This window comes from Streptomyces sp. UNOC14_S4 (assembly GCF_020740835.1).
GTDB lineage: Bacteria > Actinomycetota > Actinomycetes > Streptomycetales > Streptomycetaceae > Streptomyces.
In genome coordinates this window covers 12,582-27,233 of the sequence record NZ_JAINFC010000037.1, presented here as the reverse complement: position 1 = coordinate 27,233, position 14,652 = coordinate 12,582, and the positions used below count along the sequence as shown (strand labels likewise).

The following is a 14,652-nucleotide window of genomic DNA, read 5'->3' as shown; positions in this document are numbered from 1 at the left end:
GGGCGGGCCCCCTGGGATCAGCCCTTGTCGTTCAGCATGCCCTTGACGCGGGTGCGGACGTCCTCGGTGTCGAGGCCGCGGATGGTCAGGGTGGTGCGGCGGCGCAGGACGTCGTCGACCGTCTCGGCCCACTCGTGGTCGCGGGCGTAGGCGACCTGGGCCCAGATCTCCGGGCCGTCGGGGTGGATGCGCTCGCCGAGCTCCGGGTTCTCGTTGACCATGCGGGCGATGTCGAAGGACAGCGAGCCGTAGTGGGTGGCGAGGTGGCGGGCGGTGAGCGGGTCCATGCGGCTGCCCGGCTCGCGGTCGAAGAGCAGGCGGTGGGCGACCGCGTTGGGGTTGGCGACACCCGGCAGCGGGGTGCGGCGGACCAGGCTGGAGACGGGCTCCATGTCCTCGGTCAGCGGGCTGCCCGGCACCTTGGCGAGCTTGGCCATCACGGTGCGGCCGATGTGGCGGTAGGTGGTCCACTTGCCGCCCGCGACGGAGAGCATGCCGCCCTTGCCCTCGGTGACGACCGTCTCGCGCTTGGCCTGGGCCACGTCACCGGGGCCGCCGGGGAGCACGCGCAGGCCCGCGAAGGCGTACGTCATCAGGTCGCGGTCGAGGTCCGCGTCCTGGATGGAGAAGGCGGCCTCGTCCAGGATCTGCTGGATGTCGGCCTCGGTGGCGCGCACGTCCGCCGGGTCGCCCTCGTACTGGGTGTCGGTGGTGCCGAGGAGGAGCTGGTCCTCCCACGGCAGGGCGAAGGTGATGCGGTACTTGTCGATCGGGGTGGCCATGGCGGCCTTCCACGGCGACTTGCGCTTCATCACGATGTGCGCGCCCTTGGAGAGGCGGATCGACGGCGCGGCGCCCTTGTCTTCCAGCGTGCGCAGGTGGTCCACCCACGGGCCGGTGGCGTTGAGGACGACGCGCGCGTCGATACCGAACTCCGTACCGTCCGTACGGTCCTTGAGCTCGGCGCCGGTCACCTTGCCGTGCGTGAAGCGCAGGCCGGTGACCTCGGCGTGGTTGAGGACGACCGCGCCGGACTCGACGGCCGCGCGGACCGTCATGATGGCAACGCGGGAGTCGTTCATCTGGTGGTCGTAGTAGACCGCGACGGCCTTGAGGTTGTCCGTGCGCAGACCGGGGTTGTCGGCCTTGGCCTTGGCCGGGGTGATCACCTTGCCGACGCCGTCGCCGAAGGCGGACAGCGCGGAGTAGGCGAAGACACCGGCGCCCAGCTTGGCGGCGCCGACCGGGCCGCCCTTGTAGACCGGCAGGTAGAAGGTGAGCGGGTTGACCAGGTGCGGGGCCACGTCCTTGGCCAGCACCCGGCGCTCGTGGTGGTTCTCCGCGACCAGCTTGACCGCGCCGGTCTGCAGGTAGCGCAGACCGCCGTGGACGAGCTTGGAGGAGGCGGAGGAGGTGGCGCCGGCGAAGTCGCCGGCGTCCACCATGGCGACCCGCAGTCCGGACTGCGCGGCGTGCCAGGCCACGGAGGTGCCCAGGATGCCGCCACCGATCACCAGGAGGTCGTATGTCGCGTTCGACAGCCGTTCCCGGGTTTCGGCACGGCCGGGGTTGTTGCCGGCGGCCGGGCGCGTTCCCAGGGTCGGAACGCTCTGCGGGGTAGTCATGATTGCTCCTCGTCAGCTCTCGTCGTCGATCCAGCCCATGGTCCGCTCGACGGCCTTGAGCCAGTTCTTGTACTCGCGGTCACGCGTGTCCGTGTCCATGCGGGGGGTCCACTCGGCGGCCCGGCGCCAGTTGGCGCGCAGCGCGTCGGTGTCCGGCCAGAAGCCGACGGCCAGGCCGGCGGCGTAGGCAGCGCCGAGGCAGGTGGTCTCGGCGACCATCGGACGCACCACGGGCGCGTCCAGGAAGTCCGAGAGGGTCTGCATCAGCAAGTTGTTGGAGGTCATGCCGCCGTCGACCTTGAGTGCGGTCAGCTCGACGCCGGAGTCCTTGGTCATGGCGTCGGTGATCTCGCGGGTCTGCCAGGCGGTGGCCTCGAGCACGGCGCGGGCGATGTGCGCCTTGGTGACGTAGCGGGTCAGGCCCGCGATCACACCGCGCGCGTCCGAGCGCCAGTAGGGGGCGAACAGGCCGGAGAAGGCCGGCACGAAGTAGGCGCCGCCGTTGTCCTCGACGGAGCTGGCGAGCGTCTCGATCTCCGCGGCGGACTTGATCAGGCCCATCTGGTCGCGCATCCACTGCACGAGGGAGCCGGTGACGGCGATGGAGCCCTCGAGGGCGTAGACCGGCTTCTGGGAGCCGATGCGGTAGCCGACGGTGGTGAGCAGGCCGTTGTAGGACTGGACGGGCTCGTCACCGGTGTTCATCAGCATGAAGGTGCCGGTGCCGTAGGTGGACTTGGCCTCGCCCTGCTCGAAGCAGGTCTGGCCGAAGAGGGCCGCCTGCTGGTCGCCGAGCGCGGAGGCGACGGGCACGCCGTCGAGCGCGCCGCCCTTGGCGGTGCCGTAGACCTCGGCGGAGGAGCGGATCTCCGGCAGCACACCGGCCGGGATCTCCATGGAGGCCAGGATGCGCTCGTCCCACTCCAGCTTGCGGAGGTTCATCAGCATCGTGCGGGAGGCGTTGGTGACGTCGGTCACGTGGACGCCGCCGTTCACACCACCGGTGAGGTTCCAGATGACCCAGGAGTCCATGGTGCCGAAGAGGATCTCGCCGCGCTCGGCGCGCTCGCGCAGGCCCTCGACGTTGTCCAGCAGCCAGCGGACCTTCGGGCCGGAGAAGTAGGAGGCCAGCGGCAGGCCCGTCTCACGGCGGAAGCGGTCCTGGCCGACGTTGCGGCCGAGCTCCTTGCACAGGGCGTCGGTGCGGGTGTCCTGCCAGACGATGGCGTTGTGGACCGGCTGCCCGGTGTTCTTGTCCCACAGCAGCGTGGTCTCACGCTGGTTGGTGATACCGATCGCCTTGACATCGGCGGCGGTGATGCCCGCCTTCTCGACGGCGCCGGCCACGACCTGCTGGACGTTCTCCCAGATCTCGATCGCGTCGTGCTCGACCCAGCCCGGCTTCGGGAAGATCTGCTCGTGCTCCTTCTGGTCGACGGAGACGATGCGCCCGTCGCGGTCGAAGACGATGCAGCGGGAGGAGGTGGTGCCCTGGTCGATCGCCGCGATGAACGGGCCCTGGCCGTGGGTGCCGGTGGTGGTCATGTCTCGTGTGCTCCTGAAGTCTGTGAGGGTCTCGACGGGCTGCTAGAACGCCAGCTTGTGGAGGCCTGCGGCCAGCGCGGCACCGACGAGCGGGCCGGCGACCGGGATCCAGGCGTAGCCCCAGTCGGAGCCGCCCTTGTTCGGCAGCGGCAGCAGCGCGTGCACGATACGCGGACCGAGGTCGCGCGCGGGGTTGATCGCGTAACCCGTCGGGCCACCGAGCGAGAGGCCGATGCCGACGACGACGAACGCGGTCATCAGCACGCCGGTGCCGCTGACGCCGAGACCCTTGGTCTGACCCTGGGTGAGGATCGCGAGCACGAGCACCGCGGTGGCGATGATCTCGGTGGCGAGGTTCTGCACGACGTTGCGGACCTCGGGGCCCGTCGAGAAGATGCCCAGCACGGGACCGGCCTGCGGCGTGGCGGTCTGGTCGACCATGCCCTCACTGGGGTTGGCGGAGCCGACGATCTCCGGGTCGGTCAGGTGTGCCCGGAACTGACCGTAGTAGGTCACCCACACGAGCGTGGCGCCGATTATGGCGCCGAGCATCTGGGAGCCGATGTAGAGAGGTACGTCACTCCAGTCGACGCGGCCGTCGATGGCGAGGCCGAGAGTGACGGCCGGGTTGAGGTGGGCGCCGGAGCGGGCCGCGATGTACGCGCCCGTCAGAACGGCGAACCCCCAACCGAACGTGATGGCGACCCAGCCCGCGTTCTGCGCCTTCGAACGCTTCAGGGTGACGGCGGCGCACACGCCACCGCCGAGCAGGATGAGCACGGCGGTGCCGATGGTCTCACCGATGAAGATGTCGGAGCTGGACACCCGCGACTCCTTTGTCCTTCGTCCAGGGGAAGGCGAACCCCGGGTCCCTCCGGTGGTCCGCGCCCTCCGAGAGGGCTGTGATCGGCCCGCGGCAATGCCCACCATAGCGAATATTGTCGGTAGGTGTTCGACAATGCCGACCGATGAACGGCAGTTTTCTGCACGGTTAGGGGTGCGTCAAGGGTTTCGTGACCGAAAAGTCCGCACCAACGGGCCGAAAACACCCGATCGATACCAGCCAGTAACCGAACCGCGATCTGAGCGCCGCGCGGCTTGGCGGAAGTGACGGGGGAAGCGCCATCGTCGGGGGGCGCCCCATAGGGGCGCGGGGAACTGCGCGACCGGCCACACGCGGCCCCGCAGCCGCGCGCGGAGCGCAAGAGGCACCCCGGTAGGCGCCAGGCCCTACGGAAAGCCCTCACGGACCCGCACCCTTACGGGGCCGCTCAGAAGCGGCCCGCTCCCAGGTCCCGGGAGACCGCCCGGGCGCAGTCGCGGACGGCCGCCACCAGCTGGGGGCGCAGTTCACCGTTCTCGCACACGCGCTCCACGGCGCCGGTGATGCCGACCGCGCCCACCGGCATGCGGCGGCGGTCGTGGATGGGCGCCGCCACGGAGGCCACGCCCGCCCAGGTCTCCTCGACGTCGGAGGCCCAGCCCCGCGCCCGGGTGAGGTCGAGCACACTCTCGAAATCGGCGAGCCCGGTCACGGTGTGCGGGGTGAACGCCTCGCGCTCGGCCTCCGCCACCTCGCTGTGCGCCACCGGGTCGTAGGCGGACAGCACCTTGCCCAGGGCCGTGCTGTGCAGCGGCTGCATGGCGCCGACCTCCAGCACCTGACGGCTGTCGTCGGGCCGGAAGACGTGATGGATGATCAGCACGCCCTGCTGGTGGAGCACGCCCAGGTAGACACTCTCCCCGCTGGCGCGCGCCAGGTCGTCCGCCCAGACCAGCGCCCGCGCCCGCAGCTCGTGCACGTCCAGGTAGCTGTTGCCGAGCCGCAGCAGCTCGGCGCCGAGCTGGTAGCGCCCGGACGCGGGATCCTGCTCGACGAAGCCCTCCTGCTGGAGGGTCCGCAGAATGCCGTGCGCGGTCCCCTTCGCGAGTCCCAGCGCGGAGGCCACGTCCGACAGCCCCAGCCGTCGCTCGCCCCCCGCGAGCAGCCGCAGCATCGCCGCCGCTCGTTCGAGCGACTGGATGGTTCGTGCCATCGCGCAACCTCCTCACATGCCGTTCGGCAATGCTGAACACTATCGGCCGATGCCGACCAAGAGATAGCGGACAGCGGCGCGCTCCATGATCGCTGATTCTGCACACACGCCCTGGTCAGACCCCGAACGGACCGTGATCGCCGCCGTATCGAGGGGTGGGACCCCTCTACCGACAACGGGGCCGCCAGCTACGCTGACGGCGTACGTCTTCTACCGGAAGGCGTAAAGCCGACAGCCGTCGCACACCCGGGAGCACTTCCATGGCCTCGTTCACGCCATCGACCGTACGCACCGCCCGAGCCTCCGCACTGCGGGAGGCGCTCGCCTCCCGGGTCGTGGTGGCCGACGGGGCCATGGGCACGATGCTCCAGGCGCAGGATCCGAGCCTCGACGACTTCCAGCAGCTGGAGGGCTGCAACGAGGTCCTCAACGTCACCCGCCCCGACATCGTGCGCTCCGTCCACGAGGCGTACTTCTCCGTCGGCGTCGACTGCGTGGAGACCAACACCTTCGGCGCGAACCTCTCGGCCCTCGGCGAGTACGACGTCGCCCACCGCATCCTCGAACTGTCCGAGGCGGGTGCCCGTATCGCCCGCGAGGTCGCCGACGAGTTCGCCGCCCGCGACGGCCGCACCCGCTGGGTGCTGGGTTCCGTCGGGCCGGGCACCAAGCTGCCGACGCTGGGTCACATCGGGTACGGCCAGGTGCGCGACGCCTACCAGCAGAACGTCGAGGGCCTGATCGCCGGGGGCGCCGACGCGATCCTGGTGGAGACCACCCAGGACCTGCTGCAGACCAAGGCCTCGTGCATCGGCGCCCGGCGCGCGATGGCGGCGGCCGGGCTCGAACTGCCGCTGCTCGTCCAGGTCACCGTCGAGACCACCGGCACCATGCTGCTCGGCTCCGAGATCGGCGCCGCGCTCACCGCCCTGGAGCCGCTCGGCATCGACATGATCGGGCTGAACTGCGCCACCGGCCCCGCGGAGATGAGCGAGCACCTGCGCCACCTCTCCCGGCACGCCCGCATCCGCGTCTCCGCGATGCCCAACGCCGGCCTGCCGGTCCTGGGCAAGGACGGCGCGCACTACCCCCTCTCCCCCGCCGAGCTCGCGGACGCCCACGAGACCTTCGTGCGGGAGTACGGCCTGTCCCTGGTCGGCGGCTGCTGCGGCACGACGCCCGAGCACCTGCGCCAGGTCGTCGAGCGCGTCCGGGACCTCACGCCCACTCCGCGCGACCCGCGTCCGGAACCCGGTGCCGCCTCGCTCTACCAGACCGTGCCGTTCCGCCAGGACACCTCGTACCTGGCGATCGGCGAGCGCACCAACGCCAACGGCTCGAAGAAGTTCCGCGACGCCATGCTGGAAGGCCGCTGGGACGACTGCGTGGAGATGGCCCGGGACCAGATCCGCGAGGGCGCGCACATGCTCGACCTGTGCGTGGACTACGTGGGGCGGGACGGCGTCGCCGACATGGAGGAGCTGGCCGGGCGCTTCGCCACCGCCTCCACCCTGCCGATCGTGCTGGACTCCACCGAGGTCGACGTCATCCGCGCCGGCCTGGAGAAGCTCGGCGGCCGCGCGGTGATCAACTCGGTGAACTACGAGGACGGCGACGGCCCCGACTCCCGCTTCGCCAAGGTCACCCGCCTCGCGCGGGAGCACGGCGCCGCGCTGATCGCGCTGACCATCGACGAGCAGGGCCAGGCCCGTACGGTCGAGAAGAAGGTCGGGATCGCCGAGCGGCTGATCGCCGACCTGACGGGCAACTGGGGCATCCATGAGGAGGACATCCTCATCGACACCCTCACCTTCACCATCTGCACCGGCCAGGAGGAGTCCCGCAAGGACGGCATCGCCACCATCGAGGCGATCCGCGAACTCAAGCGCCGCCACCCGAAGGTGCAGACGACGCTGGGCCTGTCCAATATCTCCTTCGGTCTCAACCCGGCCGCCCGCATCCTGCTGAACTCCGTCTTCCTGGACGAGTGCGTCAAGGCGGGCCTCGACTCGGCGATCGTGCACGCCTCGAAGATCCTGCCGATCGCCCGCTTCGACGAGGAACAGGTCACGACCGCCCTCGACCTGATCCACGACCGCCGCAGCGAGGGCTACGACCCGCTGCAGAAGCTGATGGAGCTCTTCGAGGGCGCCACCGCGAAGTCGCTCAAGGCGGGCAAGGCCGAGGAACTGGCCGCCCTGCCGCTGGAGGAACGGCTCAAGCGCCGGATCATCGACGGCGAGCGCAACGGCCTGGAGGCCGACCTGGACGAGGCGCTGCGCGAGCGCCCCGCCCTCGACATCGTCAACGACACCCTGCTCGAAGGCATGAAGGTGGTCGGCGAACTCTTCGGCTCGGGCCAGATGCAGCTGCCCTTCGTCCTCCAGTCCGCGGAGGTCATGAAGACGGCCGTCGCCCACCTCGAACCGCACATGGAGAAGAGCGACGCCGAGGGCAAGGGCACGATCGTGCTGGCCACCGTCCGCGGCGACGTCCACGACATCGGCAAGAACCTCGTCGACATCATCCTCTCCAACAACGGCTACAACGTCGTCAACCTCGGCATCAAGCAGCCCGTCTCGGCGATCCTGGAGGCCGCTGAGGAGCACCGCGCGGACGTCATCGGGATGTCCGGCCTCCTGGTGAAGTCCACCGTGATCATGAAGGAGAACCTGGAGGAGCTGAACCAGCGCAGGCTGGCGGCGACCTACCCAGTGATCCTCGGCGGCGCCGCGCTCACCCGCGCCTACGTCGAGCAGGACCTGCACGAGATCTACGAGGGCGAGGTCCGCTACGCCCGCGACGCGTTCGAGGGCCTGCGGCTGATGGACGCGCTCGTCGCCGTCAAGCGGGGCGTGCCGGGGGCGACGCTGCCGGAGCTCAAGCAGCGCCGCGTCCCGAAGCGGGAGGCCGCGGTGGTGCCCGACGAACCGGCCCAGGGCTCCGTCCGCTCCGACGTCGCGACCGACAACCCCGTGCCCACGCCGCCCTTCTGGGGCACCCGCGTCGTCAAGGGCATCGGCCTGAAGGACTACGCGTCCTGGCTGGACGAGGGCGCGCTCTTCAAGGGCCAGTGGGGCCTGAAGCAGGCCCGCGCGGGCGGCCCGAGCTACGAGGATCTGGTGGAGACGGAAGGCCGCCCGCGCCTGCGCGGCTGGCTCGACAAACTCCACACGGACAACCTGCTGGAGGCGGCCGTCGTCTACGGCTACTTCCCCTGCGTCTCCAAGGGCGACGACCTGATCCTCCTGCACGAGGACGGCACCGAGCGCACCCGCTTCACCTTCCCGCGCCAGCGCCGCGGCCGCCGCCTGTGCCTCGCGGACTTCTTCCGCCCGGAGGAATCCGGCGAGACGGACGTCGTGGGCCTCCAGGTCGTCACGGTCGGCTCCCGCATCGGCGAGGCCACGGCGGAGCTCTTCGCCTCCGACTCCTACCGCGACTACCTCGAACTGCACGGCCTGTCCGTCCAGCTGGCCGAGGCCCTCGCCGAGTACTGGCACGCCCGCGTCCGCTCCGAACTGGGCTTCGGCGCCGAGGACCCCGCCGACGTCGAGGACATGTTCGCCCTCAAGTACCGCGGCGCCCGCTTCTCCCTCGGCTACGGCGCCTGCCCCGACCTGGAGGACCGCGCCAAGATCGCCGCCCTCCTGGAGCCGGAGCGCATCGGCGTCCACCTCTCGGAGGAGTTCCAGCTGCATCCGGAGCAGTCGACGGACGCGATCGTGATCCACCATCCGGAGGCGAAGTACTTCAACGCGCGGTAGCGCGGTGAAGCCAGGCCGGGGGCCCGGGGGTCGTCCCCCGGGAAAGCACAGCAACGCGCGGTGACGGCTGGGGGCCGGGGGTTCCCGGCCCCCAGGCCCTGGCATCAGGGCTGGGCCTCCAACGCGTCGAGGGCACGGGCCCAGGGGTACGCCGCGAGCCGCTCACCGCCCGTGCCCGGCGGGTGGGGCGCCCACTCGCCCTCGGCGGCGGCAGGGGTGGCGATGACGCGGACGTCCCAGCCACGGTCCGTGGCGGCGGTCACGAGAGCCCCGCCCGAAGCGGACGGGGCGGGGGTGCGGCAACGTCAGTAGCTTTCGTGTGGGAAACCGAGCAGATGCCGAAACCTGGCGTTGCTCGGCTCAGCATCCCGCTCGCCGATCGTTGCTGTCCAATCTCGGCATGTGACGTGCACGAATGCCTCAACCGACTTCGGGTCGGCGTGCCGCCAACTGGCGAACCCGCCGAGCCAGGTCAGTGCGTCGGCCGGTGACTGCCCGCACTCCATGAGCCGCACGGCTGTGCACGCCGGGTCGACCCACGCGGGGCCGGTCGCGGGCATGGCCCAGTCCACGATGTAGGCGACGCCATCGCCGTTACCGATCATGATGTTGTGCGGATTCGTGTCGGTGTGGAGCAAGCTGGTCCCGCTCAGGCATTCGGCGTCGCCGGGCAGCAGGTGCGCCGCATACCGGTCGGCGAGGGGTGGAGCGGCGAAGCCGGAAGCGCTGAACGTCTGCATGCGTCGCAGAGCGTCCGCGACGGCGGCCAGGTCATTCGACCCGGGCCCCAGGTCGACGTGTCTGCCGTCGATGTGGGCGAAGGCGAGGCAGGACCATCCGCCATCCCGGAAGCGGTGGAGGAGAAGGGGACCGACTCCCCGCACCGCTTCGTTGACACGCGCTTCCCAGCCGAGTGCCGCGACGGCTTTGGCGTCGGCCTCGCGCACTCCCTTGAAGAACAGACGCCCGTCGCGCTCCGTGTCCAGCACGAGTGCCGCGACGCAGTTGAGACCTTCGGCCACGGTCTTTGAAGAAGTCACCCGCCCCGTGTGCGCCTCCACCACGCTGCGCAGCGCGGCGGGGAGTTCTTCCCATCCGACTCGCTCAACCACGTGTGTTCTCCTCATGATGCCTTCTCATGCCCGGTCGGGGTACCGGCAGGACCTGCCGGTACCCCTCCAACTCTCCAGCCTCAGGACTGTGTCGCGCCGCACTTACGGCAGCGGTCGGCGCCGCTCCACTTCACCCATTCGTGGTCGCAGTCGTCTGCCTTCACTATGCGCCTCATGACGAACTCCCCTCGAATCACTCGTGGTTGTACTTACTGACCCACCTGGCTGACCACGTCACGCAGACCATCAGGCGGACACGTGGGCCTGCTCCTCCGGGTATCGGGGGATGCGCCACCGAAGGGGCAGGGGCTTGGGGGCCACCCGACGGGCTGGTGGTCGGCACAGCCTGCCGGGCGTTATCCCGCCCCTGGAACCTGAGGAGCTCCGCCCCAGGGGCCCGGCGGGATTCTCGCAGTGGTCTCTTGCGGGGCCCCGGCCCGCATATCACCGGGCCGAGGCCTCTATTCCCTCACCGCCTGCGCGGCACCCCAGTGAAGGGGCGGACGGACACGGCGACAACTCGTCAGCCATCGTGGCGCTACCCGTCGGGGGTCTGGAACCTGCCTCTGCCGGGTCCTCGGGGAACGTCCGGCAGAGAACAGGGGATATGGGCCCGCAGTCGTTACGGCCGCCTTCGGCGGTTCGCGAACGCGTTCTTGACCGAAAGCTCTTCCTGGACGGTGGCCCGGCGGAAGAGCGTGGTGTTCCGGCGCGTCTCCTCACCGGGCACGCACAGGATCAGCTCTTCGCCGTCCCAGCCGCAGACCTCGCCGGCGACGGGGGCGCCGGACGACGCGTCTACGGCGATGTCACCGAGGTCGGGCACCCATTCCGGGACGCCGGGCGGCACGACTCCCGCGTAGACGGCCCCACCGACCCAGGTCAGGTGCCGCCGAGCGGAGTCCCCTCGGGGCTCGTCCTCACCCTTCGACGGTCCGGTCCTCTTCTCCACGACGGTGTACGGGCCGACATCGAAGGCCTCACTGGGAAACCTACCGGACGCCCGATCGACCGGTGCCCCACTGCCCATGCCGGGCTGCTCTTGCCTATGCTGCTGCATGACTGCCTGCTCCGTTCAGGTGGTCCATGCCCCCGGGCCGCGCGGCACGCGGTTGCGGGGGTCCCTCATGGCGAAACACGCTAGGAGCAGGCAGACGCTCTGTCGTGGGTACTTTCGAACCCCACGTGGCGAAAGTACCCAGCGTGATCGTTCAGAGCGGGAGACGCACCGAAGTTGCCAGGTCGCGCATCTCCTGTGTCAGCTTGCGGCGATCTTGAATCACCCGTCCGAGGATGTCACGGGCGAACGGCTGGTTCGGCAACCACTCAGGAGCGCTCCGGTTGATCTGTGCCAACTTCTCCATACTCGCGCTGTAGTTGCCGGTCCGTGCGTGGGCGTCGGACACATCGAGTAGGTGGCGGTTCCAGTCGCTCGACGTCATCTCAACCCGGTACCGCGGACTCCTCGACTTCGCGATCCTCGACACCCTGTCGCCGATACGAAGAACCCCCTGGTGTTGCCCGACGATGCCGGAGTTCTCAGCGGACTTGATGAGGACTGTCACGGGCCCGAACGTCGAGTTGCTGATGGTCGGCGGGAATCGGAACTCCCGCCCCAACGCCTCGGCGGTAGCGCGGGCATACCTCATGGCGTCCTCGGCTTCCCCAGGCCGATTGTCCCGAATCGCCGCCCCGGACAGCCGAAGCAGCATCGTGCCCCACAGCGACAGTTCCACAGGAGTCGCCCTGGTCACCCGCACGGGTTCCAAGTCGTCGGCCCACTGAGTAGCCAGCTCCCGGGCCTTCGAAAGCTTGCCCTGGCGGAGCAGAAGCCAGCACATGTAATCCACCGTTACGGCGGCCTGGACTCGGTCTGTGGCCTCGTCCACAGCCCGGCTGAGGGCGTCCTCGGCAGCGTTGAACTGACGAGTGTGGATCAGCAGCCACCCAACGCGCTGAAGGGCCCGAACTCGAAGTTCCCGACCATCCGACCCGAGGGCGTCAGCATCCCGAAGCAGCGCGGGGAGGACAGTAGCGAGGTCTTGGTATCGGTCTTGGGCGACGAGTAGTGCCAGGCCGTCAAGGGCTTCGGACACTCCTTCTGCAGTCGGGACATCGTCGTCGTCCCCCAAGAGTGCTACCGGCGCGTTGAGCGCCTTCTTCACTCCCTCCCACGGCTCCGACATCTCGTCCGGTGACTCGTCCCGGTCTCCGCACAGGGACGTTGTCGGGACACGGAGGGCTGTTGCGAACTTTCGCCATGTCTCCATCCGGGCTCCCTCCGCCTCGTCCTGCTCTAGGCGTCGGATGGTGGAGACGGACACCCCTGAGGCTTCAGCCAGCTCTTTCTGAGTCAGGTCACGCAGCTTACGGACTTTCTTGAGTCGTTCACCAGCGCTCGTCGTCATAGCACGAGCGTACGCCCGACAACAACCCTCCGCCGAGCCGGTGTTCCTCCCTGAGGGTGACAGAGGTGAGGGGCACGGAAGGACAGGAACCCAACCCATGCAGCCGGGGGCATGTTGCTGTCAGGCATGCTTACACCGCTTACGCGACGTACGGGCAGAGCTGTCCGTAGTCGCACGTAGTGACCAGCTCTCTCCGCCACCCACGTCCCCAACGCCGGCCAGAGCGCCGACAACATGAAGTCACAGCGGGCCGCGCTGGCCTACGCCGACGAACACCTCGGCCGCCTGATAACACCCTGACGGCGGAGGCCCCATGGCTGATCATCATGTGGCCCTGGCATCAGGGCCGGGCGTCCAACGCGTCGAGGGCACGGGCCCAGGGGTACGCCGCGAGCCGCTCACCGCCCGTGCCCGGCGGGTGGGGCGCCCACTCGCCCTCCCCATGCAGCACCCGAACCCCGCTGTCGCGCAGCGTCCGCACGGCACGCCGCGTGGCGGGGTGGGAGTCCAGAGCCGTCGACCAGAACGGCAGGGCGACCACCGGCAGCCCGAGCCCGACGGCCTCGGCGACCAGCCCGAGGGCATAGGTGTCCGCGATCCCGGCCGCCCACTTGTTGACCGTGTTCATCGTCATCGGCGCGACGACCACGGCGTCCGCGGGCGGGTTGCGCTTCTCCTCGCCGGAGCGGCGCCATGTGCTGCGTACGGGGCGGCCGGAGGCGGCTTCGAGGGCGGGCCGGTCGATGAACTCGCCGTCAACAGCAGCGGGCGTGGCGATGACGCAGACGTCCCAGCCGCGGTCCGTGGCGGCGGTGACGAGCCGCACGGCGTCCTTGGCGGGGCCTGCGGCGCAGATGACGAGGTACAGGACGGGGCGGGGGCTCATCATGCCTGGCGCGCCGCGCCATCGGGCCAGATGACATCGACCGGCAGGCCGGCCTGCCGCGCCTGGACGACGACGTCCGCCGTACCGCCGCCCTTGCCTGACGGAGGCTCCCCATTCCATACGGCGACGATGCGGTCCGCGCGGTCCAGCAGTACCTGGTTGGCGGCCTCGTATGCCTCCCTGTTCGCCGTCTTATGCGGCATCACGAGCACTTCGTGCGCTGCCGCGACGAGACGGTCGAAGAGGGGGGCATGGTCGGGCTTCACCTTCGTCCGCCGATAGTCCTGGGACGGCAGAACGACGATCAGTCGGCCGCCCGCTTCGATGAGCGCTTCGGCGAACAGGCTGTCCGAGCCGCGGGCGATGCAGGAAAGACCGGTCAGCTTTCCTCCCGCATACCTCTGGAGCATCGCGCGCAACGCGGAGCGTACGAGCCCGACGGTCGTCTCGGTGAGGTCCATGTGCCCGGTCACGGCAATGGTCGTCACGTCCGGTTTCTCCCTCGTCAGCTGGACAACAAGGCGCGGATCCTATCGCGTACTTCCCGCAGTGACGGGGATACACCGCACCCGACGGTGTAGGGGTAAAGAACACCGAATTGGGCACGCACGCGCCCGGACTGTGTGAACTGCGCGGCGTCGATCGCGCGGTGCGTCTGGGCGACGGCCCCGGTCACGTCGCCCATGAGGAAATGACACTCCGCGAGCCCGATCCAGTCCAGCGCGTGGCTGCGTCCGGCTTCCCGCCCCCGCCGAGTGAGCGCGGTACGAATGTCTTCAGCGGCGGCTTCGGCGTGGGTGTTCGCGTTCTGTCGCACAAGGTCGAGGAGCCGACCGCCTGTGACACCCGCCAGCTCGGCCTCATCGAAATATGAGATCCAATAAGGCTCTTGGTCCGGCCCGTCGGCCCATATCTGATGGGAGGAGTGAAGCACGCCATGTGGTGGCCGCTTCCGCTCGGCACGGGCGAGCGGCTCCACGGGGTGCCCGGCGTCACCCCGTATCCCTGCGGCGCGGAGATCCTCGCTCCTCCCGTCGGCAAGTACGCCGGTGACTGTGTCTGGGTGCTCCCCGACGGGGAGCGGTGGAGAACCCTCACGTCCGCCGACGAGCTCCACCACGCCCTCGTTCCGGAGACCGTGCCGTGCCCGTGATCCGTCCCGTGCCGACACACATCACCGCCGAGTGCCGCAGCGGCTCGCACGGTCGCTGTGCCGGTACCACCGACATCCGCCGTGTCGGTACGCCACCGCGCGGAGCCTCCTTCGAAACGC

Annotated in this window: 13 protein-coding genes; 3 read left to right on the top strand and 10 right to left on the bottom strand. The window is 69.6% G+C overall.

Translation table 11 applies throughout. The features are described from left to right. Positions 1 to 17: 17 nt before the first annotated feature. From K6I34_RS05840 to K6I34_RS05825, 4 genes are all read right to left on the bottom strand, one after another. Positions 18 to 1,625 carry a glycerol-3-phosphate dehydrogenase/oxidase gene (locus K6I34_RS05840; protein WP_229323002.1) on the bottom strand — a complete coding sequence of 536 codons (1,608 nt, stop codon included), beginning with the start codon at positions 1,623 to 1,625 and terminating at the stop codon, positions 18 to 20. A gap of 12 nt (positions 1,626 to 1,637) precedes the next feature. Continuing rightward, positions 1,638 to 3,170 carry a glycerol kinase GlpK gene (glpK, locus tag K6I34_RS05835; RefSeq protein ID WP_229323001.1) on the bottom strand — a complete coding sequence of 511 codons (1,533 nt, stop codon included), beginning with the start codon at positions 3,168 to 3,170 and terminating at the stop codon, positions 1,638 to 1,640. 42 nt (positions 3,171 to 3,212) lie between these two features. Beyond that, positions 3,213 to 3,995, bottom strand: a complete 783-nt coding sequence (locus K6I34_RS05830; protein WP_229323000.1) for an MIP/aquaporin family protein — start codon at positions 3,993 to 3,995, stop codon at positions 3,213 to 3,215. A 446-nt stretch (positions 3,996 to 4,441) separates the two neighbouring features. Then, the gene (locus K6I34_RS05825; RefSeq protein ID WP_229322999.1) at positions 4,442 to 5,206 is read right to left on the bottom strand and encodes an IclR family transcriptional regulator; all 765 of its coding nucleotides are present in this window, start codon (positions 5,204 to 5,206) and stop codon (positions 4,442 to 4,444) included. Positions 5,207 to 5,466: 260 nt separating this feature from the next. Here K6I34_RS05825 and metH point away from each other — a divergent pair, with 260 nt between their 5' ends. After that, positions 5,467 to 8,973: a methionine synthase gene (gene metH / locus K6I34_RS05820; protein WP_229322998.1), complete on the top strand. Its 3,507-nt coding sequence runs from the start codon at positions 5,467 to 5,469 to the stop codon at positions 8,971 to 8,973. A 104-nt stretch (positions 8,974 to 9,077) separates the two neighbouring features. Here metH and K6I34_RS05815 read toward each other — a convergent pair whose 3' ends face one another. The 6 genes from K6I34_RS05815 to K6I34_RS05790 all read right to left on the bottom strand — a co-directional run bounded on the left by K6I34_RS05815 (position 9,078) and on the right by K6I34_RS05790 (position 13,867). Continuing rightward, positions 9,078 to 9,236 carry a hypothetical protein gene (locus K6I34_RS05815; protein ID WP_229322997.1) on the bottom strand — a complete coding sequence of 53 codons (159 nt, stop codon included), beginning with the start codon at positions 9,234 to 9,236 and terminating at the stop codon, positions 9,078 to 9,080. A gap of 42 nt (positions 9,237 to 9,278) precedes the next feature. Further along, complete coding sequence (locus tag K6I34_RS05810; RefSeq protein WP_229322996.1) at positions 9,279 to 10,085, bottom strand: phosphotransferase; 807 nt, start codon at positions 10,083 to 10,085, stop codon at positions 9,279 to 9,281. A 622-nt stretch (positions 10,086 to 10,707) separates the two neighbouring features. Next, a complete protein-coding gene (locus K6I34_RS05805; RefSeq protein WP_229322995.1) occupies positions 10,708 to 11,145 on the bottom strand; it encodes a hypothetical protein in 438 nt (145 codons plus the stop codon). A gap of 151 nt (positions 11,146 to 11,296) precedes the next feature. Beyond that, complete coding sequence (locus K6I34_RS05800; protein WP_229322994.1) at positions 11,297 to 12,493, bottom strand: helix-turn-helix domain-containing protein; 1,197 nt, start codon at positions 12,491 to 12,493, stop codon at positions 11,297 to 11,299. Between the two features lie 340 nt (positions 12,494 to 12,833). Next, positions 12,834 to 13,382 carry a flavoprotein gene (locus K6I34_RS05795; protein ID WP_229322993.1) on the bottom strand — a complete coding sequence of 183 codons (549 nt, stop codon included), beginning with the start codon at positions 13,380 to 13,382 and terminating at the stop codon, positions 12,834 to 12,836. Continuing rightward, positions 13,379 to 13,867 (bottom strand): hypothetical protein, encoded by a 489-nt coding sequence (locus tag K6I34_RS05790; protein WP_229322992.1) that lies wholly within the window; start codon positions 13,865 to 13,867, stop codon positions 13,379 to 13,381. The genes K6I34_RS05795 and K6I34_RS05790 overlap by 4 nt, the downstream gene beginning before the upstream one ends. Before the next feature lie 110 nt (positions 13,868 to 13,977). Here K6I34_RS05790 and K6I34_RS38560 point away from each other — a divergent pair, with 110 nt between their 5' ends. Both K6I34_RS38560 and K6I34_RS05780 read left to right on the top strand, forming a co-directional pair. Continuing rightward, the gene (locus K6I34_RS38560; RefSeq protein WP_308293966.1) at positions 13,978 to 14,253 is read left to right on the top strand and encodes a hypothetical protein; all 276 of its coding nucleotides are present in this window, start codon (positions 13,978 to 13,980) and stop codon (positions 14,251 to 14,253) included. Between the two features lie 63 nt (positions 14,254 to 14,316). Further along, a complete protein-coding gene (locus K6I34_RS05780) occupies positions 14,317 to 14,532 on the top strand; it encodes a hypothetical protein (RefSeq protein WP_229322991.1) in 216 nt (71 codons plus the stop codon). The last annotated feature ends 120 nt before the right edge of the window (positions 14,533 to 14,652 follow it).

What these genes read in the sequence shown, in the direction of transcription:
- K6I34_RS05780 (WP_229322991.1), top strand. Translation starts at nt 14,317, where the DNA reads ATGTGGTGGCCGCTTCCGCTCGGCACGGGCGAGCGGCTCCACGGGGTG.
- glpK (WP_229323001.1), bottom strand. Translation starts at nt 3,170, where the DNA reads ATGACCACCACCGGCACCCACGGCCAGGGCCCGTTCATCGCGGCGATC.
- K6I34_RS05825 (WP_229322999.1), bottom strand. Translation starts at nt 5,206, where the DNA reads ATGGCACGAACCATCCAGTCGCTCGAACGAGCGGCGGCGATGCTGCGG.
- K6I34_RS05805 (WP_229322995.1), bottom strand. Translation starts at nt 11,145, where the DNA reads ATGCAGCAGCATAGGCAAGAGCAGCCCGGCATGGGCAGTGGGGCACCG.
- K6I34_RS05840 (WP_229323002.1), bottom strand. Translation starts at nt 1,625, where the DNA reads ATGACTACCCCGCAGAGCGTTCCGACCCTGGGAACGCGCCCGGCCGCC.
- K6I34_RS05800 (WP_229322994.1), bottom strand. Translation starts at nt 12,493, where the DNA reads ATGACGACGAGCGCTGGTGAACGACTCAAGAAAGTCCGTAAGCTGCGT.
- K6I34_RS05795 (WP_229322993.1), bottom strand. Translation starts at nt 13,382, where the DNA reads ATGATGAGCCCCCGCCCCGTCCTGTACCTCGTCATCTGCGCCGCAGGC.
- metH (WP_229322998.1), top strand. Translation starts at nt 5,467, where the DNA reads ATGGCCTCGTTCACGCCATCGACCGTACGCACCGCCCGAGCCTCCGCA.